General features: G+C 70.1%; 20 protein-coding genes. 10 read left to right on the top strand and 10 right to left on the bottom strand.

The features are described 5' to 3' along the window. Positions 1-17 precede the first annotated feature (17 nt). The 6 genes from ABD331_RS27145 to ABD331_RS27120 form a co-directional block, all read right to left on the bottom strand. Complete coding sequence (locus ABD331_RS27145) at positions 18-1,172, bottom strand: S8 family serine peptidase (RefSeq protein ID WP_344480198.1); 1,155 nt, start codon at positions 1,170-1,172, stop codon at positions 18-20. Next, on the bottom strand, positions 1,166-1,966 hold the full coding sequence (locus tag ABD331_RS27140) for a hypothetical protein (protein WP_344480195.1): 801 nt from the start codon (positions 1,964-1,966) through the stop codon (positions 1,166-1,168). The genes ABD331_RS27145 and ABD331_RS27140 overlap by 7 nt, the downstream gene beginning before the upstream one ends. A 158-nt stretch (positions 1,967-2,124) precedes the next feature. Continuing rightward, positions 2,125-3,342 (bottom strand): S8 family serine peptidase, encoded by a 1,218-nt coding sequence (locus ABD331_RS27135; protein ID WP_344480192.1) that lies wholly within the window; start codon positions 3,340-3,342, stop codon positions 2,125-2,127. After that, positions 3,336-4,055, bottom strand: coding sequence for a hypothetical protein (locus ABD331_RS27130; RefSeq protein ID WP_344480189.1), 720 nt, complete (start codon positions 4,053-4,055; stop codon positions 3,336-3,338). The genes ABD331_RS27135 and ABD331_RS27130 overlap by 7 nt, the downstream gene beginning before the upstream one ends. Before the next feature lie 38 nt (positions 4,056-4,093). Beyond that, complete coding sequence (moeZ, locus tag ABD331_RS27125; protein ID WP_148440391.1) at positions 4,094-5,275, bottom strand: adenylyltransferase/sulfurtransferase MoeZ; 1,182 nt, start codon at positions 5,273-5,275, stop codon at positions 4,094-4,096. 44 nt (positions 5,276-5,319) lie between these two features. Then, positions 5,320-6,168 carry an alpha/beta fold hydrolase gene (locus ABD331_RS27120; protein WP_344480185.1) on the bottom strand — a complete coding sequence of 283 codons (849 nt, stop codon included), beginning with the start codon at positions 6,166-6,168 and terminating at the stop codon, positions 5,320-5,322. 204 nt (positions 6,169-6,372) lie between these two features. Between ABD331_RS27120 and ABD331_RS27115 the strand changes: the two genes are divergently transcribed. From ABD331_RS27115 to ABD331_RS27105, 3 genes are all read left to right on the top strand, one after another. Then, positions 6,373-6,678: a hypothetical protein gene (locus tag ABD331_RS27115; protein WP_344480182.1), complete on the top strand. Its 306-nt coding sequence runs from the start codon at positions 6,373-6,375 to the stop codon at positions 6,676-6,678. A gap of 501 nt (positions 6,679-7,179) precedes the next feature. Beyond that, entirely contained in the window at positions 7,180-7,527 is a 348-nt protein-coding gene (locus ABD331_RS27110) for a hypothetical protein (protein WP_148440394.1), read from the top strand. Between the two features lie 501 nt (positions 7,528-8,028). Then, positions 8,029-8,355: a hypothetical protein gene (locus ABD331_RS27105; RefSeq protein ID WP_148440395.1), complete on the top strand. Its 327-nt coding sequence runs from the start codon at positions 8,029-8,031 to the stop codon at positions 8,353-8,355. A 1,289-nt stretch (positions 8,356-9,644) separates the two neighbouring features. On the opposite strand, the gene ABD331_RS27100 is transcribed toward ABD331_RS27105, so the two are convergent. Next, positions 9,645-10,052 carry a hypothetical protein gene (locus tag ABD331_RS27100; RefSeq protein ID WP_344480176.1) on the bottom strand — a complete coding sequence of 136 codons (408 nt, stop codon included), beginning with the start codon at positions 10,050-10,052 and terminating at the stop codon, positions 9,645-9,647. Positions 10,053-10,670: 618 nt separating this feature from the next. Continuing rightward, positions 10,671-11,573 carry a non-homologous end joining protein Ku gene (ku, locus tag ABD331_RS27095; RefSeq protein ID WP_344480173.1) on the bottom strand — a complete coding sequence of 301 codons (903 nt, stop codon included), beginning with the start codon at positions 11,571-11,573 and terminating at the stop codon, positions 10,671-10,673. Positions 11,574-11,655: 82 nt separating this feature from the next. Here ku and ligD (ABD331_RS27090) point away from each other — a divergent pair, with 82 nt between their 5' ends. The 5 genes from ligD (ABD331_RS27090) (at position 11,656) to ABD331_RS27070 (ending at position 14,837) form a co-directional block, all read left to right on the top strand. Continuing rightward, a complete protein-coding gene (gene ligD, locus ABD331_RS27090; protein ID WP_344480170.1) occupies positions 11,656-12,537 on the top strand; it encodes a non-homologous end-joining DNA ligase in 882 nt (293 codons plus the stop codon). Then, positions 12,534-13,406: a non-homologous end-joining DNA ligase gene (gene ligD / locus ABD331_RS27085; RefSeq protein WP_344480167.1), complete on the top strand. Its 873-nt coding sequence runs from the start codon at positions 12,534-12,536 to the stop codon at positions 13,404-13,406. The genes ligD (ABD331_RS27090) and ligD (ABD331_RS27085) overlap by 4 nt, the downstream gene beginning before the upstream one ends. Positions 13,407-13,450: 44 nt before the next feature. Further along, on the top strand, positions 13,451-13,657 hold the full coding sequence (locus ABD331_RS27080; protein ID WP_344480164.1) for a hypothetical protein: 207 nt from the start codon (positions 13,451-13,453) through the stop codon (positions 13,655-13,657). A 238-nt stretch (positions 13,658-13,895) separates the two neighbouring features. Continuing rightward, a complete protein-coding gene (locus tag ABD331_RS27075) occupies positions 13,896-14,516 on the top strand; it encodes a TetR/AcrR family transcriptional regulator (protein ID WP_185100948.1) in 621 nt (206 codons plus the stop codon). An 87-nt stretch (positions 14,517-14,603) separates the two neighbouring features. Continuing rightward, positions 14,604-14,837 (top strand): DUF3107 domain-containing protein, encoded by a 234-nt coding sequence (locus tag ABD331_RS27070; protein ID WP_344480157.1) that lies wholly within the window; start codon positions 14,604-14,606, stop codon positions 14,835-14,837. 592 nt (positions 14,838-15,429) lie between these two features. On the opposite strand, the gene ABD331_RS27065 is transcribed toward ABD331_RS27070, so the two are convergent. Continuing rightward, the gene (locus ABD331_RS27065) at positions 15,430-16,074 is read right to left on the bottom strand and encodes a ferritin-like fold-containing protein (RefSeq protein WP_344480154.1); all 645 of its coding nucleotides are present in this window, start codon (positions 16,072-16,074) and stop codon (positions 15,430-15,432) included. A gap of 351 nt (positions 16,075-16,425) precedes the next feature. Between ABD331_RS27065 and ABD331_RS27060 the strand changes: the two genes are divergently transcribed. Then, the gene (locus ABD331_RS27060; RefSeq protein WP_344480151.1) at positions 16,426-18,405 is read left to right on the top strand and encodes a DEAD/DEAH box helicase; all 1,980 of its coding nucleotides are present in this window, start codon (positions 16,426-16,428) and stop codon (positions 18,403-18,405) included. An 85-nt stretch (positions 18,406-18,490) separates the two neighbouring features. Here the strand turns inward: ABD331_RS27060 and ABD331_RS27055 are convergent, their stop codons facing one another. Further along, positions 18,491-19,057 carry a GNAT family N-acetyltransferase gene (locus ABD331_RS27055; RefSeq protein WP_344480148.1) on the bottom strand — a complete coding sequence of 189 codons (567 nt, stop codon included), beginning with the start codon at positions 19,055-19,057 and terminating at the stop codon, positions 18,491-18,493. An 82-nt stretch (positions 19,058-19,139) separates the two neighbouring features. Between ABD331_RS27055 and ABD331_RS27050 the strand changes: the two genes are divergently transcribed. Further along, positions 19,140-20,030 (top strand): alpha/beta fold hydrolase, encoded by an 891-nt coding sequence (locus ABD331_RS27050; protein ID WP_344480144.1) that lies wholly within the window; start codon positions 19,140-19,142, stop codon positions 20,028-20,030. Position 20,031: the final 1 nt, after the last annotated feature.

The raw sequence follows: 20,031 nt of genomic DNA, 5'->3' as shown, positions 1-20,031 counted from the left end.
AACGAGAATCGGCTTCATCACTCCTGCTTGCGCTGGTTGAGCGCGATGATGGCGCCGCAGAAGGCGACCAGCGCGACCAGCACCCCGCCCCCGTACAACCACAGCCGCAGCGGGTCGGGGCCGGGCCGCGACGGCACCGGCGAGTCCTCGCCCTGACCGAAGTGCTCCATGCCGGGCGCGATGCTGCGCTTGGCGCCGGTCAGGCGCTCGGCGACGTTCAGCGCGGCGGCGGCGTCCACCACCCCGAAGCCGGTCTGGTCGTCGTACCCGGCGGCGGGCCGCCCCCTGGCGCTGGACGACAGCGCCTGGGCGACCTGCTCGGGCGCCAGCTTCGGGTAACGCGACTTGATCAGCGCCGCCACGCCCGCCACCAGCGCGGCGGCCGAGCTGGTGCCCTCCGACAGCTCGTAGCCGCCCTCCCGCTTGAGCACGGGCACCCCGACGCCGGGCGCGGAGACCAGCACCGACAGGTTGTCGCTGCTGAACGTGGCCCGCCTGCCCTGCTTGTCGGTCGCCGCCACGCCGATGACACCCGGGTAGCCGGCGGGGAAGCTCCAGTAGGAGGTGCCCTTCTCCTTGGCGTACGGGGTCAGGCCGTCGTTGCCGACTGCGGCCACCAGCACGACGCCCTTGCCCAGCGCGTACGAGACGGCCTCGCGCTCCGACCGCAGCGGCCCGTACGAGCCGATCGACATGCTGACCACCTGGGCGCCGTGGTTGGCGGCGTACCGCAGGGCGCGGGCGAGCGGGCTCTCGGCCGCCACCCCCTCCGCCTCGACCGGCGGCACGGCGAAGCCGGGCTCGTCGTCGATCACCATGGGCAGCGACAGGACGCGCGCGCCCGGCGCGACGCCGATGAGGCCGTCGTCCGCGCCGGACGCGGCGATCAGCCCCGCCATGGCGGTGCCGTGCCTGCCGGGCGGCAACTCCCGCTCGATCGTGCCGGAGGTCATGTCAGGGCCGCTGTCCACGCGGCCCTTCAGCTCCTTGACGCTGGTGTCCACGGCGCTGTCGACGACGGCGACGGTGACGTTCTCGCCCTTGGTGACCGTCCACGCCTGCTCGATGTTGAGCGCGTCCAGGACCCATTGCTGCTGGTCCCTGGCAGGGTCGGGAGCGGTTCCCGAGAACGCGAGCATCGCGGCGGTGAGCACGCGCACGGCCGTCAGCACACGTTCCCCTGAGTGCAGGGCGGCACCTTGGGCGGGTCCGCCAGGAAGTAGGCGATCTGGTTGCCGATGGACTTGGCGGCCGGCCACAGCTCGCTGTGCAGGATCTCCTCGGGCGGGATCGCGGCCCTGGTGCGCCCGTCGGCGTAGCCGCCCGTCGAGAACACCAGGTACGGGCCCGCGCCCACCCAGCCGGTGCGCTGGCGCTGGTCGGGGCCGAAGCGCTCGCTCACCGTGCCGGGGAAGGCGACCGGCAGCACGCCGACGCGGTCGTCCTGGGTCAGCTCCTCGCCCGCCGAGATGCGCGACGCCTCGTCCTTCAGCACGGCCACGCCGACCGTGAACACGAAGGAGGCCGTCTGGTCCATGTACGTGGCGCGCAGCATCGTGACGCAGCCGTGGCTCTGAAGCACCCCGGCCACCGAGGCGTCCGCGGCCTTGCCGCAGTCGGTCTCCGGGGCGATGCCGATCCGCCTGGCGTACTGCTGGGCGCGGTCCAGCCCGAGGTACTTGACCTCCTCGGGGAAGACCCCGGTGGCGGGCCAGGCCTGCCAGCGCCGGGCGATCTCCTCCTGCTTGTACTGGTTCTGCTCGTCGGGTGTCAGCGGGCGCGAGCGCGTCTCGGCGAACAGGCCGACGGTGCCGAGCAGCACCACGACGGCCGAGACGGCGATGATGACGCCGAGCAGCGCCACGAAGAAGCGGCGGTACCTGATGCCCTGCCGCAGGGCGAGCAGCTCGGCTCGTTCCCTGGCGGCCGTGCGCCTGCGCGAGTCCGCCGCCGGCCACGAGCGCACGCGTGATCGGCGGCCGGTGGGGGCGCCGAGCGGATTGCTCCGCCCCTGCGTGGCTTCTCCCCCGGCGCGCGGTAGCCCTGAGGTCGACCTACGTGCCTTCACCACCGCCTCGTTCCCGCACTCGCTCCGTGTCTATTTCGTCCCCCTAAGGGGCCGGATCATGCCTGTTGTGAGATGTGCACCCGTCGCACGCGTCTGACCAGGATGAATATGACCGCCAATGCGGCGAGGGCGCCGGTGGCGGCTCCCCCGGCGATCGCCGCGTACAGCGTGATCCGCTTCTCGTCCCTGGCGACGACCTTGACCGGGCCGGCGGGCTCACCCGCGACCGGCAGCGCCGGATCCGCGGCCTGCGCGCCGGTGGCGGTCTCGGTGTGACCGGCCAGCCGGGACGCCTCGGCGAGCGCCCTGGCGGCGTTCACGACGCCGAACCCGGTGGCGGTGTCGTAGCCGCCCGGCGGCCGGTCACGCGCGCCGCCCGCCAGGGCCCGCGCCACGAGCGGCGGCGACAGGCCGGGGAACTTGGCCTTGATGAGGGCGGCGACGCCCGACACCAGCGCGGTCGCCTGCGAGGTGCCCCTGCCCACCCAGTACTCGTCGCCGGGGCCCGCGCCCATGATGTCCACGCCGGGGGCGGCCACCAGCACCGAGGAGTTCCAGTTGGAGAACGAGGCCCGCCGCAGCCGCCGGTCGGTCGCCCCGACCGAGACCACGCCGGGGAAGGCGGCCGGATAGGAGTAGGGCGCGAAGTCGCCGATCACCCGGCGGTCGCCGTCGTTGCCCGCAGCGGCGACGAGCACGACGCCCTTGGAGATCGCGTAACGGATGGCCGCGCGCTCCTCCCTGGTCGCCAGCTCCTTGGAGATCGACATGTTGATCACGTCCGCCCCCTCGTCGACCGCGTACCGGATGCCCCGGGCCACCACGTTCTCGAAGCGCTCGGCCGAGTTGAACTCGCGGAAACCCGGCTCCTCGTCCTCGAGGATGACCCTTACAGACAGTACGTCCGCCGCAGGCGCGACGCCGATGATCCCTCGTTTATTCCCGGGGCCGTGGCCGTGCCCGGCGATCAGCGAGGCCATGTAGGTGCCGTGCAGCCTGCTCGGAGGCGTGCCGGGCGGGTTCGCGCCCGCGGTGAAATCCTTGCCCTCGCGCACCGAGCCGCTCAGGTCGCGATGGCCGGGATCGACGCCGGAGTCGAGCACGGCCACCGTCACGCCGGCGCCCGTGCTGGTCCGCCATGCCTGGGTCAGCGCCAGTGTCCTGATCACCGCCTCCTGCCCGCCGCGTACGTCGTCGGCCCGCGCGGGCGGCGCCGCGAACAGCAGCATCCCCGTCGCCGCGACCGCCACCACTCGCCTGCCCGCTTTCAGCACCGCCACTCCTGGGAGTCGCAGTCGGGCATGGCGGGCGTGCTCAGGTCGGTCAGCACGCGCTCGGCCAACTCGGTGGCGAAGGCGAAGATGGCCGGACGGGGCTCGCCCGCCGCGTCCGCCGGCCGGCCGTCCACCTGACCGGCCGTCGTCAGGACGAGGTACGGGCCCGCCTGCCGTACGGAACCGGCCTGCCGCACGCCCGCCGTGAACCGGTCGGACAGCGTGCCGTGGAAGGCCAGCGGGCGCAGGCCGGGAGAGGGTTTGCCGGTGTCGGAGAAGGCGGACCTGGCGCGGGCGGCGCCCGGCTCGTCGCGGAGCGCGACCACGCCGACGGTGACGAGCACGCCGCGCAGGGCGTCCACGTACGTGGCCCGCAGCACGCCCTTGCAGCCGGCCACGCGCAGGGCCTTGACCGCCTTCGGATCGACCGAGTCGCCGCAGGAGGTGCGCGGCGAGATGCCGATCCTGCTGGCACGTTCCCGCCCGCCCTGCTCGGCGGAGTACGGCAGTGTGGCGGGGAAGATACGGCCGGTGGGCCAGGTGCGCCAGCGGCCGGCCACCTCGCGCTCGGCCGCGGCCCGCAACTCGGCCGCCGTGGGGCCGCGGGTCAGCTCCGCGCCCGCCGCGCTGCCCGCCACCCCGGCGGCCACCGCGCAGATCAGCGTCAGCGCGGAGGCCACCACGAGTGTCGGCCACGGGCGGGCGGAGTTCACGGCATCGACCTTAACCGGGACGTCCCGGCCGAAACCCCTTAATAGCTGGGCAGGCTCGGATCGACGGTCTTGACCCAGCTCAGCACGCCGCCGCCGACGTGCACGGCGTCGGCGAAGCCCGCGTTCTTGACGACCGCGAGCGCCTCGGCGGAACGCGCACCCGACTTGCAGTGCAGCACGATCTTCTTGTCCTGCGGCAGCTTCTCCAGGGCGGAGCCGTTGAGGAACTCGCCCTTCGGGATCAGCGTGGCGCCCGGGATCGAGACGATCTCGTACTCGTTGGGCTCGCGCACGTCCACGACGTAGATGTTCTCGCCGCGGTCCATCATGCCCTTGAGCTCCAGCGCGGTGATCGTGGAGCCGCTGGCGGCCTCGGCGGCCTCGTCGGAGATCGCGCCGCAGAACGCCTCGTAGTCCTCGAGCAGCTCGGTGACCGTCGGGTTCTTACCGCACAGCACGCACTCGGGGTCCTTGCGGACCTTGACGTCGCGGTACTTCATCTCCAGGGCGTCGTAGATCATCAGCCGGCCGACCAGCGGGTCACCGATGCCGGTGAGCAGCTTGATGGCCTCGTTGACCTGGATCGAGCCGATCGACGCGCACAGCACGCCGAGCACGCCGCCCTCGGCGCACGACGGCACCATGCCGGGAGGCGGGGGCTCCGGGTAGAGGCAGCGGTAGCAGGGGCCGTGCTCGGCCCAGAACACGCTCGCCTGGCCGTCGAAGCGGTAGATCGAGCCCCACACGTACGGCTTGCCCAGCAGGACCGCCGCGTCGTTGACCATGTAACGCGTGGCGAAGTTGTCCGTGCCGTCGACGATGAGGTCGTAGCCGGAGAAGATCTCCATGACGTTCTCGGTGGTCAGCGCCGTGTTGTGGATCACAACGTCGACCAGCGGGTTGATCTCACGGACCGACGCCGCGGCGCTCTCGGCCTTCAGCCTGCCCACGTCGGACTGGCCGTGGATGATCTGGCGCTGCAGGTTGGACTCATCGACCACGTCGAAGTCGATGATGCCGAGGGTGCCGACGCCCGCCGCCGCCAGGTACATCAGCGCGGGCGAGCCCAGGCCCCCGGCGCCCACACACAGCACCTTGGCGTTCTTCAGCCGCTTCTGCCCCGCCATGCCCACGTCGGGAATGATCAGGTGGCGCGAGTAACGGCGCACTTCGTCGACGGTCAGCTCATCGGCCGGCTCGACCAGCGGTGGCAACGACACTTTTCTACGCTCCCGTTTCAGGGGGTCTTATCTCGTAGTGAAACCTAGCCCGGCAGTGGGGCATTCCCCAATCGAGTCTCACCGATCAGACGGCGTGCTTCCGCCGCCACGACCTGCGGCGTCTCCATCATCGCCACGTGCCCCGCCGTCGGCAGCAACACCAGTCTGACCTGCCGGAACGTACGGTACGCCTTCCTGGCCATGGCCGGGCGGACCAGGCGGTCGTGGCGCCCGTGAATGATCAGCGTGCGGGCCCGCACCATCGCCGCGTCGTCCCAGAGCGTCTGCTTGCGGCGGAAGTACTCGGCCACGATGCCCCGGGCCGAGCGGATCATGGCCTCGCCCGAGTACGGCAGGTCGTCGCGCCGGCGCTGCTCCTCGATGGCGTCGCGCAGCCGCAGCGGATGCACGGCGTCCATGTTGGCCCAGACGACGGCCATGGAGGCGGTGATGCGCTGCTCGGCCGGGATCAGCCGCAGCCGGGAGGCCACCCACTCCCCCAGGACGGGCACGGCCGCCGCGGCCACGCGCATCGGGCCGTATCTGGGCAGCAGGTCGGGCAGGGCCGGGGAGACGAGCGTGAGCGAGCGGACCAGCTCGGGCCGCAGGGCGGCTACCTTGACGGCGACGGCGCCGCCCAGCGAGTTGCCGAACAGATGGGCCGGCCCCGTGTGCTCCAGCAGCCCGATGACCGCCTTGGAGTGGCCCTCTATCGAGTAGTCGCCGTCGGCGGGCGCGGGCGAGAACCCGGCGCCTGGCAGGTCGAGGGCGTGGCCGGTGACCGTGTCCTTGAGCTCGCCCATGAGGTCGGTCCAGTTGGTGGCGGAGCCCGCCAGCCCGTGCACGAACACCGCCTGTTCGGCGGGGCCGTCCGGAGTGGATCGTACGTGCACCGAGCCGATCATTCGTCCTGGCCAGTGTGGGATCGGCGCCGCGGTCATCTCGTCTCCCCCTTGTCGCTCTTCGAACGTCTCTTCCCGTTCATCAACGATAACCATCGCCTCCAGAAGGGGTCTGGATTCCCTACAGGGCGGTTATTTGCCGGAGGTTTCTGGCAGCAGGGAGATACGTCACACGCGTGCACAGGGGGTACCGCCATGCTCACGTCCCGTATCGTCGCCGGCCTCACGGCCGCGGCGCTCGCCGCGAGCATGCTCGCGGCCGTCGAGGTCTCTCCGGCGAGCGCCGCCGCTGGATGCACGTACCGCGTCGTGCGGGTCAAGACGCGGCTGAACGTACGAGCGGAGCCGCGGGGGCGGATCGTGGACAAGCTGTATCCGGGGGATCGGACGTGGGGAAGCTGCCGGAAGGCGGCCGGGGCGTGGCGGCGGATCCACGGGACGGAGATCGGGCGCAGGGGCTTCTCCTTCGGCCACTACCTGAAGAAGATCGGCAGGCGTTAGGCATACGACACCCCAAGAGTGGGCCAAAAGCCGCTTCTGCTCGTTTAGAGCCGCTACTCTGGGAAATCAACAGAGCACTGATTGTGACGCCTCATTTCTTCGCGCGTCACTCTGACGATGCGGCACAGGGGCATTCATTTCCGCCCCCTCCATAATGCTGTTGCTTTTATGGCGGGCATTTTTTTCCACGCCAGAGCACCACGCCACCGCATCCGTCACACCACCGCTGTCGGCACCCTTTGACGCGCCCGGCGAACACTCACAGCACCCGCCCGCCCCCTCCATATGCGACACAATCGGACATATCCTCTCATTTCATTTGATAAATGTTTAATGCGAGCAATAAGATTGTTAATGCAGAGCAAAATGGAGGCGTATCTGTTTGCCCGTGCACCGGCCCGGAAATGACTTTCGGTGGATGAGCCTTCAGCAGCCGTCCAAGTTTCCTGGCAAACCGGAAACGCCGAAAACGGGGCAATCGATCCTTCAGGGGGAAACACAATGCCCAAGCTCAAGAGTGTCATCGCAGGCCTCGCCATCAGCACGGCGCTGACCGGCGGCATGGTGGGCGCGGGCGCGGCGACGACCGCGGCCAGCGCGACCACCCAGTTCAGCACCGGCACGTCCATCCGCACGGATGACGGCTGGGGCTGGGGACGCCGTCACCACCACCACCACAACCGCCACCACAACCACCGCTGCGGTCGCGGCGGCCACCACGGCGGCGGCGGCTGGGGCTGGGGCTGGGGCGGCCGTCGCCACCACCGTGGCCAGGTCTGCATCGTCATCCGCAACCACAACCACAACGACAACGGCGCCCGCCACCACGAGGGCGGCGAGCGCTGGTAATTGACCGTGCGTCAATGGCGCTAGGAGTTCTCGGGGGCGGCCTGATTCATCGTCGCGGCTGGGCCTGAGGTTCATTTCTCCTCGTCTCCACGGCAACCTTGGTGAGGGCTCTCCCGGCATCGGCCGGGGGGCCCTCGCTGCGTCTTCTCCCGGCTCGTTCGCGGGCCGGGATTTCGGCGTTCGGGGGTCGGGACACGGCGTTCGGGGGTCGGGACACGGCGTTCGACGGCCGGAATTCCGGCACGTTCAGGCGGCCGTGGTTCGGGTGCGTTCAGCGACCGTGGTTCGGGCGTGTAGCGGGCGGGTTCCGGTGCTTTCAGCGGCCGGGGTTCCGTCGTGTTCAGCGGCCGTGGCGAGGCATGCTTGATGCACGGGTTTCGTAACGGGAAAAAACGGACAATTCCCGTTTGTCACCCTTTAGGGGGGAAATATGCCCTGTGTGGATGACTTGCTACTCGTCATCCGCAACGGGGCAATCGAATCCTTTAGGGGGAAAACGCAATGCCCAAGCTCAAGAGTGTTATCGCAGGCCTCGCCATCAGCACCGCGCTGACCGGCGGCGTGGTGTCCGCGGGGGCGGCCACCACCGCCGCCAGCGCAGACGCCGCCACGCAGGTCAGCACCGGCACGTCCGTCCTCGCGGGCAACCACTGCGGGTGGGGCTGGCGTCGCAGCTCCTGCGGTCGCGGCTGGGGTTGGGGATGGGGGTGGAACCGCGGCAAGCGCTGGGGCCACCGCCACCACGGCCACGGTCGCGTCCGGATCGTCATCGTCAACAGGAACTACAACAACAACGGTCACCATCACCGGGATCGTGATCGGTGGTAGAACCTCTGGCTGACGAGCGCGCCGATGGGTGATGAGCTCGGGCCGTAGTTCGGGGAGTGCCTGTGTTCGCCGGGGTGCCGGTGAACACAGGCACTTCTCATGTCCCGGCTCCGGCTCTGGGCGCGGAGTCTGGGCGCGGAGTCTGGGCGCGGAGTCTGGACGCGGAGTCTGGGTCTCGGTGCGGGGTCTGGGTCTGGGGTCTGGGTCTCGGTGCGGGGTCTGGGTCTGGGTCTGGGGTCTGGGTCTCGGTGCGGGGTCTGGGTCTGGGGTCTGGGTGCGACTCTGGGTCTGGTTTCGGCTCTGGCTCCTATGCTCCGGACGCGCTCATGCCGGCGGCCCGCCCGCTCCCGAGCCCGTCACGGTGCGGACGGGCGCGAGGCGTCACGGGGCGGACGGGCGCAAGGCACTGGCCCGGCGCTGACTCCCCTGCTGGCCTGGGCGCCGCACAGCAACGACCGGTCGAGGAACTCTGCACGCGACACCTCATCCGTGCCGAGCCCGCCCTGCCGCCGCGCCGCGCCACGCCACGCCACCCGCCGGACGCCACGCCGCCCCGCCGGACGCCACGCCGCCCCGCCGGACGCCACGCCGCCGTCGTGCCACCGCGCCATCGTGCCGTGACGCCGTGACGCCGTGACGCCGAGCTGCCGTGCGCCACCACGCGACCGCGGCACCGTGGCACTGTGACACCATGAGCGACCGCGCCGCTGTGCCGTGCACCCCGCACGCTCGCGCCGTCGCCGCGCCGCGCCTCCGCGCGTACACCTTCGCGCGCCCGCGCCATGCCACCGCGCAGCCGTGCCACGCCACAGTGCCGTGCACCTCACAAGCCCGCCACACTGCCGCGCCACACCGCGCCACCGCGCGACCTGCCACCGCGCCACGCTGCGGTGCGTTGCGCTCCCCGCCCCCGGGCCTCCGGGCCTCCGGGCCTCCGCGCCAGTGCCTCGACGAGGCTCGCCGTGGGCCATGCGCCGCACGCCGTTCGCCCTCACGCCAGCGAGGGGCCCGTACCTAGCGGCATCCCGCCTCACCGCGTCCCGGGGGCGGGCCGTCACGCAACCCGTGCCGCGCGCCGTACGCACGCCCCCGTAGGCCCCATCCCCGTTGCGCGCCGCATGACCACCCTCGCACCTCGCGAGCGCAGATCTCGCCCTTTACCCGCCACAAGCCCGCACACAAAAGCCAAGAAGAACCACAACGAGGGCCCTCCGGCCATTGACCGGAGAGCCCTCGCAGAAAGCGCCATGAGACGAGGAGAAATCCTGCGCCATTAACGCCCGGTAATATCAGTCCGTCTTGGTGTCGTCAGAAGTACGACGCTCCGACCGCGGCTCGTGGTGCGGGTTGCGGTTGTAGTTCTTGTTGTAGACCTTGATCTTCACGCGCATGCGGTGGTGGCGGTGACCACGGTTGCCCCAGCCCCACCCGCAGCGGCGCCAGCCCCAGCCGCAGTGGTTTCCGGCAAGGACGGACGTGCCGGTGCTGACCTGGGTGGCAGCGTCGGCACTGGCCAGGGTGGTGGCCGCGCCAACGCTCACCACACCACCGGTCAGGGCGGTGCTGATGGCGAGGCCGGCGATGACACTTTTGAGCTTGGGCATTGCGTTTTCCCCCAAAGGATCGATTGCCCCGTTCTCGCCGTTTCCGAATTGTCCCGAAAACGGCTTCTGGATGTTCCGTGAAGAGCCATCCACGATGTGTCATTTCCGGCAGAAGGGCGGGCAAACAGGCACGACTCCTTTTTGCTCTGCATTAACAATCTTATTGCTCGCCTTAAAGAATTATCCAATGAAAAAGCACTACTTATCCGTATATGTCCCTTTCGGCCTCGCCACCCATCCCGGCCAGGTTCCCTCCCGGATGGCGCCAGGCGGCCTGGACTACGTTCCTCCCCGACCGGCTCACCGCGTGGTCGGACGAGTGGCGCCGCTGGTACGCCTCCATCACCGCAGGCCACTTCGGCCAGTACCTGGCCCGCCTGCGTACCTGGAAGACCGCCCGCGACCTCACCACCGCCCAGGCCGACCTCCAGGCGGCGGCACAAGCCACCGAGCCCCGCACGAACGCCTGGACCCGTAAGCCCGCCTTCCTCCAGGGCCGCCCGGCCGACGACCGGGGGCTGAACGGGCAACAGGCTCACGACGGGGCAGGCATCTGGCGTTGCTGGGAGGACACGGCCCGCGGATTCAGCCGTACGGTGCCGAACCCGTACAAGCGCATCATCCGCCTCTCACCCGCAGCAAAGCCGGACAGACTCCAGGTTCGACTGGCTGGAGCCGGGCGCGGCGGGCGCTCTGTCTGGAGGCCTGAGATCAGGCGGACTTGCGGGTCTTCCGCTTGGGCGCGGCCTTCTCGTCCTGCTCCTTGGACTCCTTCGAGTCCTTGGAGTCCTTGGCCGCCGACTTGCCCGCCGCCTTCCGCGGTTTGGCGGACTCGCCGCCGCGCTCCCGCTTGGCCGCCTCCACGCTGGCGCGCAGGGCCGCCATGAGGTCCACCGCGGGCCCGGCCTCTTCCTCCTCGCGGGCCGGGATGACCTCCTTGCCCGCCACCTTCGCCTCGATCACCTGCTGCAACGCCTCGCGGTAGGTGTCGTGGTACTCGGCCGGGTCGAAGTCGGACTCCATGGTGGTGATCAGGGACTCGGCCATCTTGAGCTCCTGGGCGCGGACCTCGATGTCCTCCTCCAGGAAGGCGAACTCGGGCGCGCGGATCTCGTCCGGCCAGAGCATGGTCTCCAGGACGAACACGCCGTCCCTGACGCGCAGCGTGGCGAGGGACTCGCGCTGCCGCAGCGCGACCTTGACGACGGCGACCTGCCCGGAGCTCTCCAGCGCGTTGCGCAGCAGCACGTACGGCTTCGCGCCCTGCGCGTCGGGCTCCAGGTAGTACGACTTGGCGAAGTAGATGGGGTCGATCTGCTCGGCCGGGGCGAACTGCAGCACGTCGATCCTGCGGGACGTGCTGAGCGGCAGGTCCTCGAAGTCCTCGTCGGTGAGGACGACGATCTCGCCGGAGGCCAGCTCGTAGCCCTTGGCGATGTCGGCGTAGGGCACCTCTTCGCCGTCCAGGGTGCAGACCCGCTTGTAGCGGATGCGGCCGCCGTCCTCGCGGTGGACCTGGTGGAAGGTCACGTCCTTCTGTTCGGTCGCCGAGTAGAGCTTGACCGGGATCGTGACCAGCCCGAAGGAGATCGCACCCTTCCAGATGCTGCGCATGGGGCACCCCTCAGCTCTCAACCGGCCCGGCAATGGGCACATACCCGTCATGGGGCAACCAATGCCATACCCAATCGAACCGATGCTGGCCGTACCTGGGGAACTACCGTCCGAACGCGATCAGTACGGCCTCGAGGTCAAGTGGGACGGCATCCGCGCCCTCATCCATCTTGACGGTGGGATGAGGGTCACGGGGAGGCATGGAGCCGAATACACGCGCAGATATCCGGAAATTTCCGGTTTCGGGCTGAAGAACGCCATCATCGACGGTGAGGTCGTGGCCCTCGACCAGCAAGGCAGGCCCAGCTTCGAACGGCTGCAGCGGCGCATGCACCTGATCGACCCAGAGCCGGTCATGCTGGAGCTGTACCCGATCACGTACGTCCCGTTCGACCTGCTCTACCTCGACGGCATGCCGCTGTTCGAGCTGTCCTACCGCGACCGCAGGGCGCTGCTGGACGAGCTGGACATCGGCGCGCCGCCCTACTTCCCCGGCGAGTCCGACCTGCTCTCGGCCACGTCCCAGCAGGGCCTGGAAGGCGTGATCGCCAAGCGGCTCGACTCCCCCTACCGGTCCGGCGTCCGCTCACCCTGGTGGATCAAGGTCAAGAACCTGGCCACCCGCGAGGTCGTGATCGGCGGCTGGAAACCCGGCAAGGGGCGGCGCTCGGGCGGGGTCGGCTCGCTCGTCATGGGGATGTTCACGGACACCGGGCTGACGTACGTCGGCCACGTCGGCACGGGCTTCACCGACGCGGTGCTGGACGAGCTGTACCAGTTGCTGCGACCGCTGGAGATCCCCCGCAGCCCGTTCTGCAACGAGGTTCCGTGGAGGAATCGGTGGGTTAGGCCGGCTCTGGTCGGGGAGGTGGCCTACACGATGTGGACCGACGAGCAACGGCTGCGCCACCCCGTTTGGCGCGGTCTGCGCCCCGACAAGCTCCCCGCGGAGGTGACGCGATGAAAGTGCCGGTCAAGGTGGACGGGCGCGAGCTCACCCTGAGCAACCTGGACAAGGTCCTCTACCCCGACTACGGCTTCACCAAGGCCGAGGTCATCGACTACTACAGCCGGATCGCCCCCGTCCTGCTCCCCCACCTGCGCGGCCGTCCCCTGACCGTCAAGCGCTACCCCAACGGCGTCACCGGCCAGTCGTTCTTCGAGAAGAACGCCCCCGACCACACCCCCGGCTGGGTCAGGCGCGTGACCCTGCCCGCCCCCGGCAGCACCAAGAACCGCGAGACCATCGACTTCGCCGTCGTGGACGACCTGCCCACACTCGTCTACTACGCCAACCTCGCCGCACTGGAGCTGCACGTGCCGCAGTGGCGCGTGGACGAGGACGGCCAGGCGCTGCCGCCCGACACGCTCGTGTTCGACCTCGACCCCGGCGCGCCCGCCACGATCGTCGAATGCACCCGGGTGGCCGTCCTGCTGCGCGACGTGCTCGAGCAGGAGGGCCTGAAGGCCCTGCCGAAGACCAGCGGGAGCAAGGGCATGCAGTTGTACGCCGACTGGGACTGCCGCGAGGAGCCGTCCGCGTACGCCAAGAGACTGGCCCAGCTCCTGGAGAAGCAGCACCCTGACCAGATCGTCAGCGTGATGACGAAGAAGCTGCGGCCTGGCAAGGTGTTCATCGACTGGAGCCAGAACAACCCGGCCAAGACCACCGTCGCCCCGTACTCACTGCGGGCCAGGGAGCAGCCGACGGTCTCGACCCCGCTGACGTGGAAGGAGGTCGAGAGCTGTGAACACCCCGACGACCTGGTGTTCACCGCGCCCGACGCTCTCGCCAGGGTGGAGAAGCGCGGCGACCTTTTCGGCCGGGCGTAGGCTGGTTCCGTCCGCACCGAGAGGGGGACCTGAAGATGTCGGAGATGGACATACGCGGGGACGAAGGCCCTTACGCCGACGAGGAGGGGGAGAGGTCGATCGAGACGCCGGAGGCCGACGCGGCCGAGCAGCAGCGCGAGGTGCTCCAGACCGTGGGGCGGTTGCGTCGCGAGCTGCCGCTGGACGTCGACCCGGCCGACGCGGCCGACCAGGACCGTGTGGTCGATCTCGACGACGACGACTACCGCTGAGCCGGTGCGCGGGCGACGCCGGCCGGGCGTCGCTCCGATGTGGGAGCGGTGTCGGGGCGGCGTCCGTCCGATGCCGGTTCCGTACCGGCCCGATGCCTGGCTTGGCGTCGGTGACCTGCACCGGAGCGGTCCCGCACCGGCGACCGCCGCCGACGCGTGACCTACCGGCACGTAGGATGTGCGCTGCGTGGGAACGCCTGACACCCACAGCCCGCCTGAGAGACCAATGGAGACCCGCGTGACCGCAACCCCGGATGCCAAGCCCCGGGGCACCCGGCTGCCCCGACTGGCCCGACGCCGGCAGCTCCTGAGCGCCGCGCAGGAAGTGTTCGTGGAGAACGGCTATCACGCGGCCGCCATGGACGAGATCGCCGAGCGGGCCGGGGTCAGCAAACCGGTGCTCTACCAGCACTTCCCCGGCAAGCTGGAGCTCTACCTCGCGCTGCTCGATCTGCACGTGGACGACATGGTCAACCGGTGCCGCGAGGCGCTGGCCTCCACGCACGAGAACAAGCTGCGCGTCCAGGCCACCTTCAGCGCGTTCTTCGACTTCGTCTCCAGCCAGGGCGAGGCGTTCCGCCTGGTCTTCGAGTCCGACCTGCGCAACGTCGCGCCGGTGCGGCAGCGGGTGGAGCGTTCGCTGCGCGAGTGCGCCGAGATGGTCAGCGAGCTGATCCAGGAGGACACCGGGTGCACCAGTGACGAGGCGCACCTGCTCGGGGTCGGGCTGGTCGGCATGGCCGAGGTGAGTGCCCGCTACTGGGTGACCACGCAGGGCTCGATCCCCAAGGACGCGGCCGAGCAGCTCATGGCCCGGCTGGCGTGGCGGGGCATCAGCGGTTTTCCGCGTACGGCATAACCCGTTCGCTTGGCGCGATCATCGGCCCTCTCGCGGGGCCGACCGGCGACGATGGGAGTGAGCAAGCCCGTCGACTAGGGAGCCACGATGGAAGTCAAGATCGGCGTACGCTCCGTACACCGCGAACTCGTTGTCGAGACCGACCTCAGCGCCGAGCAGGTCGAAGAGGAGATCAGGAACGCCCTTTCCGCCGATCGCGGCGGTGTTTTCGCGATCACCGACGTGAAGGGCAGGCGGGTCGTGGTGCCGGTGGCCTCGCTCGGGTTCGTCGAGATCGGCGAGGACGAGTCCAGGCCGGTCGGCTTCGGCGGCACGCTCTAGCGGCCCGGCGGGGCGGGGGGGTACGGCTGGCGCGCCGTACCCTTCACGAGCCGCCCATCAGGGGGCGCCGTCGCGCGCCGCGCAGCTCGTCCGCGTAGCTGCGCGAGCCCGTCGGCGTGAATGGCGCAGCCCGCCGCTCATGCCGGGGCGCCGCTTTGCACGGGCTTTGCGCGAAGCACCGCTCTGCACCGGGCACCGCTCTGCACGGGGCGCGGTCAGTGCGCTGCGCGGGCACGTGGGCGTGTCCTGCGCGGGAATCTGGCGGGCGGGCCGTGGGCGTGCCCTGCGCGGGTTCGTGCCCTGCGCGGGATCTGGCGGGCGGGCCTTCGGCGTGCCCTGCGCGGGATTTTGGCGGGCGCGTCAGGGGCGGGAGGAAGTCAGGTGGCAACCGCGGGGAAGCCGAGGCCGGATGACCGCATCACACCTCGGGTCGGAGGCCGGGCAGCGAATGCTCTCCCTCCGCAGCACGGCCCGGGTGGTCCAGCGGTTCGGTCCACATCTCGTCAGGGAACTGCCGTAGCGGCGCGAGGCCCTCATGCCCGGCACGCTACAACCGTCGCGTGCCCGCGCGCCGCCCGATGGCAAGACCCGTTCAGATGCCCATGGCCGCCATGCGCTTGTTGTGCTCCTCGGTCAGTTTGGCAAAAAGCCGGGAGATATCCGTCTGGCCCTCCTGCTGCGACTCCATGAGGAGCAGGGCGAGCTCCGGCCGCGCGGAGGCGACCTGCTGGCCCTGGCTCAGGGCCTCGCCGACCAGCCGCCGCGCCCACAGCGCCAGCCGTCCGGCCGCCGCGGGCTCGGCCTCGATGCCGGCCCTGACGCGTTCGACGGCGAACTGTGAGCGTTCCTCGTCGACCAGCACCTCGTCCACCAGCTTGACGATCGACGGGTCGAGCAGCCTGGCCGCCTCGCGGTAGAAGTCGAGCGCGATGCCGTCGCCCACGTACGTTTTGACCAGCGCCTGGAGCCAGTCGGCCGGCTTCGTCTGGGTGTGCCAGCCGTCGAGGGCGCCCACGAACGGAGACATCGCCGCGTCGGGATCGGCGCCGAGTTCGGTCAGCCGGTCGCGCAGGAGGCGGAAGTGGGCGTACTCGGTCACGGCCAGCTCACTCAGCGCCGCCCTGTCGGCGAGGGAGGGTGCCAGGGTGGCCGCGTCCTCCGTCATGCGCGCGTACGCGCTGAGCTCCGCGTAGGCCAGCACACCGAGCAGGTCGACGACTCCAGGAGACTCCTTCATGGAAGGCAGCGTACTTCTCAGAATCTGCGGGAACATACGCAAGCTCGGTCAGCGTTGTGGTATCGAGTACACTGCTCTGTGAAAGTGCGACCGCACTGTGTTAATTCGGGGGAATCCCCCGATTACCCCCCGATTCCCCGGGTGCGCGGTCGCTGATGACGCGAGAGGGCTGGCTCTACCGCGAGGACCCACAAAACGGGGGCGTTTTCCGCCCGTCGGTCCCGGCAGGCCCGCCTTCATTTGAGACTGAGGCAGGCCACGCTGACGACTTTCCGAGACCTCGGAGTCACACCAGAGATCGCCGATGCCCTCGAGACCGAGGGCATCGTCACACCGTTCCCCATCCAGGAGATGGCGCTCCCGCTCGCGCTGAGCGGCCAGGACCTGATCGGCCAGGCGCGCACGGGCACGGGCAAGACCTACGCGTTCGGCATCGCGATGCTGCAGAGCATCGGCAAGCCGCGCAAGAACCGCAAGAAGCCCCGCGGGCTGGTCGTCGTACCGACCCGTGAGCTCGCCACGCAGGTCAGCGAGGACCTCGTGACCGCGGCGGGCAAGCTCGGCTCAAGGGTCCTCACCGTGTACGGCGGGCGCGCGTACGAGCCGCAGGTCGAGGCGCTCAAGGCCGGGGTCGACGTCATCGTCGGCACCCCCGGCCGGCTGCTCGACCTGGTCAAGCAGAAGCACCTCGATCTGAGTCAGATCACCTCGCTCGTCCTCGACGAGGCCGACCGGATGCTCGACCTGGGCTTCCTGCCGGACATCGAGCGGATCTTCAAGCTGATCCCCGAACAGCGGCAGACGATGCTGTTCTCGGCGACGATGCCGGGTGAGATCGTCGCTCTGTCGCGCAAGTACCTCAACCGCCCGACGCACGTACGCGCCGAGCACGAGAGCGGCGAGGGCGAGGCCACGCCGCAGGTGCGCCAGATCGTGTGGCGCACGCACCGCATGGACAAGATCGAGATCGTGTCGCGGCTGCTGCAGGCCGACGGTCGCGGGCTCACCATGGTCTTCTGTGAGACCAAGCGGGCCTGCGACATGGTCGCCGAGCAGCTCGACACGCGCGGCTTCGCGGTCGCGGCCGTCCACGGCGACCTCGGCCAGGGCCAGCGCGAGCAGGCGCTGCGCGCGTTCCGCAACGGCAAGATCGACGTGCTGGTGGCCACCGACGTGGCCGCCCGCGGCATCGACATCGACGACGTCACCCACGTGGTCAACTACGACTGCCCCACCGACGACAAGACCTACGTGCACCGCATCGGCCGTACCGGCCGGGCCGGGCGCACGGGCATCGCGGTCACGTTCGTGGAGTGGGAGGAGCTGACCCGCTGGAAGATGATCAACCAGATGCTCGGGCTCGACTTCGCCGAGCCCGAGGAGACCTACTCCACCTCGCCGCACGTCTACTCCGAACTCGCCATCCCCGAGGGCACCAAGGGCGTCCTGCCGCACGCCTCGCGTTCACGCGCGGGGCTGTCGGCGGAGCGCATCGAGGACCTCGGCGAGACCGGCCGGACCCGCACCCGTGGCGGGCGACGCCGTGAGGAGCGCGAGGAGCGCCCCGCTGCCCGTACGCCCCGCCAGCGTCGCCGCACCCGCGGCGGCAGGGAGCTGGCGGAGGCCGCACCCGTCGAGAGGCCGGAGGTCGAACTCGTGGATGCCAAGACGGAGGAGACTCCAGCCATCTTCACCGCGGACGAGATCCAGGCGGCGGCCGAGCCCAAGCGCGCACGTACGCGCAGGGGCGCCGCTTCCTCGGCCATCGAGCAGGCGCTCTCCGACGCCCCTGAGGCGGCGCCGGTCAAGCGCACCCGCTCGCGCAAGGCGGAGGCTCCCGCTTCCGTCGAGGAGAGCACGGCGCCGGCCGCCACGCGCGGCCGTACGCGGCGGGCTCCCGTCGAGGAGGCCGTTGCCGAGGCCGAGGTCGAGAACGTGGTCGAGAGCGGGGCTGAGAGTGTGATCGAGAGCGTGGAGGAGGCGCCTGTGAGGCGTAGTACGCGTCCGGCGGCGCGCAGGAGCGCGGGTGCAGGTGAGGCGGGAAGCGTCGAGACGGTCGGCCAGCCGACTGCCGCGCAGGCGCCTGTCGCTCAGTCGCCTGTGGCCCAACCCGAGTTCGAGGCGAATTTCCTGGCGACGCCGCCTCCGCCGGTGCGCAGGGAGCCGGAGCGGATCATCCCGCCCAGCCCGTTCACGGTGATCTTCCAGTCGCCGGATCTGGCGACGGACGACGACGACATCGCGCCGTCGGCCGCGACCGAGCGCAAGCAGCAGCGCCGCCAGTCCCGTGGCGGTGGTGGCGGCGGCGGCAACCGGCGTCGCGCCGGCTGACGTACGGCCGGTAGGCACGTCCAGAGGGGCGCGCACCCATGCCAGGGTGCGCGCCTTTCGCATGCCCGCGACCGTCAGCCGTGAGTCACGTCAGCGTGCGCCGCATGATGGGCCGCGTCGGCGACCGCCGCTCGACCTCCTCGAACCCCGCCCCCTCGAACAGGCCCCGCCACCCGTGGTACAGCTCCTCGGCCCCCACCCGCTTCTCGGAGTCCTTGGGATACCCCTCGACCACCCGGGCCCCTTGCGACGCGGCATACTCCACGGCCCCGTGAAGCAGAGCGGCGGACACCCCGCGCCCCCGCCCCTCCCGCCGCACGTAGAAACAGGTCACCGACCACACCCCAGCCTCCCCAGGGGTGGCGGGCCGCACGACGGGGGACCGGAGCAGCCGTGCGTGCTCCTCACGCGGCGCCACAGCGCACCACCCCACAGGAGCCCCCGACAGGTACGCGAGCACCCCAGGCGCCCTCTCAGAGCCCTCCACGAGCCCCTGGAGCCGCTCCCTGCGCCCGTCGGCGGGCGTGTCGCGGAATTCCGGTCCGGAGAGCCGGAACCACATGCACCAGCACCCGGAATAGGCGCCCCGTGGCCCGAAGACCGTCCGCATGTCGTCCCACGAGGTGGCGGGCCGGATGTCGAGATCGCGCATACCTCACAACTCCTCAGAACTCGCACCAGCGTAGTGGACATGCCGGTGTCGAGGCGCTGACCTCTGGGTATTGTTGCCCCACGTGAGTACGCCGCGATTCCTCGACCTGCCTCCTGGCGTCACACCGCAGAAGATCGAGACGTCACAGGGCACGTTCGCGGCCCTGGAGGCCGTTCCGGTCAGCGGTGTGGTTGAGCGCTGGCCCGCGCTCCTGGTTCCCGGGCTGACGGGCAGCAAGGAAGACTTCATCGCGGTCCTGATGACCTTGGCGCAGTCGGGCCGCCGGGTGGTGGCGATCGATCTGCGCGGCCAGTACGAGACTCCGGGCCCCGACGATCCCGCCGCCTACACGTGCGCGGCCCTCGGGTCCGACGTGGACGCGCTCGCCCAGGTCCTCGGCGCCGGCGACCCCGTTCATCTGGTGGGGCACTCGTTCGGCGGGCTGGTGGGCAGGGAGGCGGTGATCGACGGGCGCACGCGGTTCGCCTCGTTCACGCTGATGGGCTCGGGCCCGGGGGCGATCGAGGGCAGGCGGGCCGGTAACGGCAGGAAGATCATGGAAGAGGTGCCGTCGCTGGGCCTGGAGGCGATCTGGCACGCCAGGTTCGAGCCGGAGGCGCTGGCCCAGGACGTGTCCGACGAGATCCTGCAATTCCTGCGCAAGCGCCTGCTCGCCAACTCCCCCACGGGCCTGTCGTGCATGGCCGAGCAGGTGCTGTCCATGCACGACCGCACCGACGAGCTGCGCCAGATCGAGGTGCCCACCCTCGTGCTGTACGGCGAGCACGACGACGGCTGGCCGCCCGAGTCGCAGTCGGAGATGGCGGCCAGGCTGGGCGCCGAGTGCGTGGTCGTGCCGGGTGCGGTGCACTCCCCGTCCGTGGAGGCGCCGGAGACGACGGCGGCGGCTCTGGTGAGGTTCTGGAACGCGGCGGAAAAACACTTCTTGGACATCCGGTCCAATGCGGTGTAAC

Origin of the sequence: Nonomuraea monospora (genome assembly GCF_039531895.1) — a bacterium.
Taxonomy (GTDB): domain Bacteria; phylum Actinomycetota; class Actinomycetes; order Streptosporangiales; family Streptosporangiaceae; genus Nonomuraea; species Nonomuraea monospora.
Note: the sequence above shows the minus strand (reverse complement) of the source record. Positions and strands in the feature narration are given on the sequence as shown.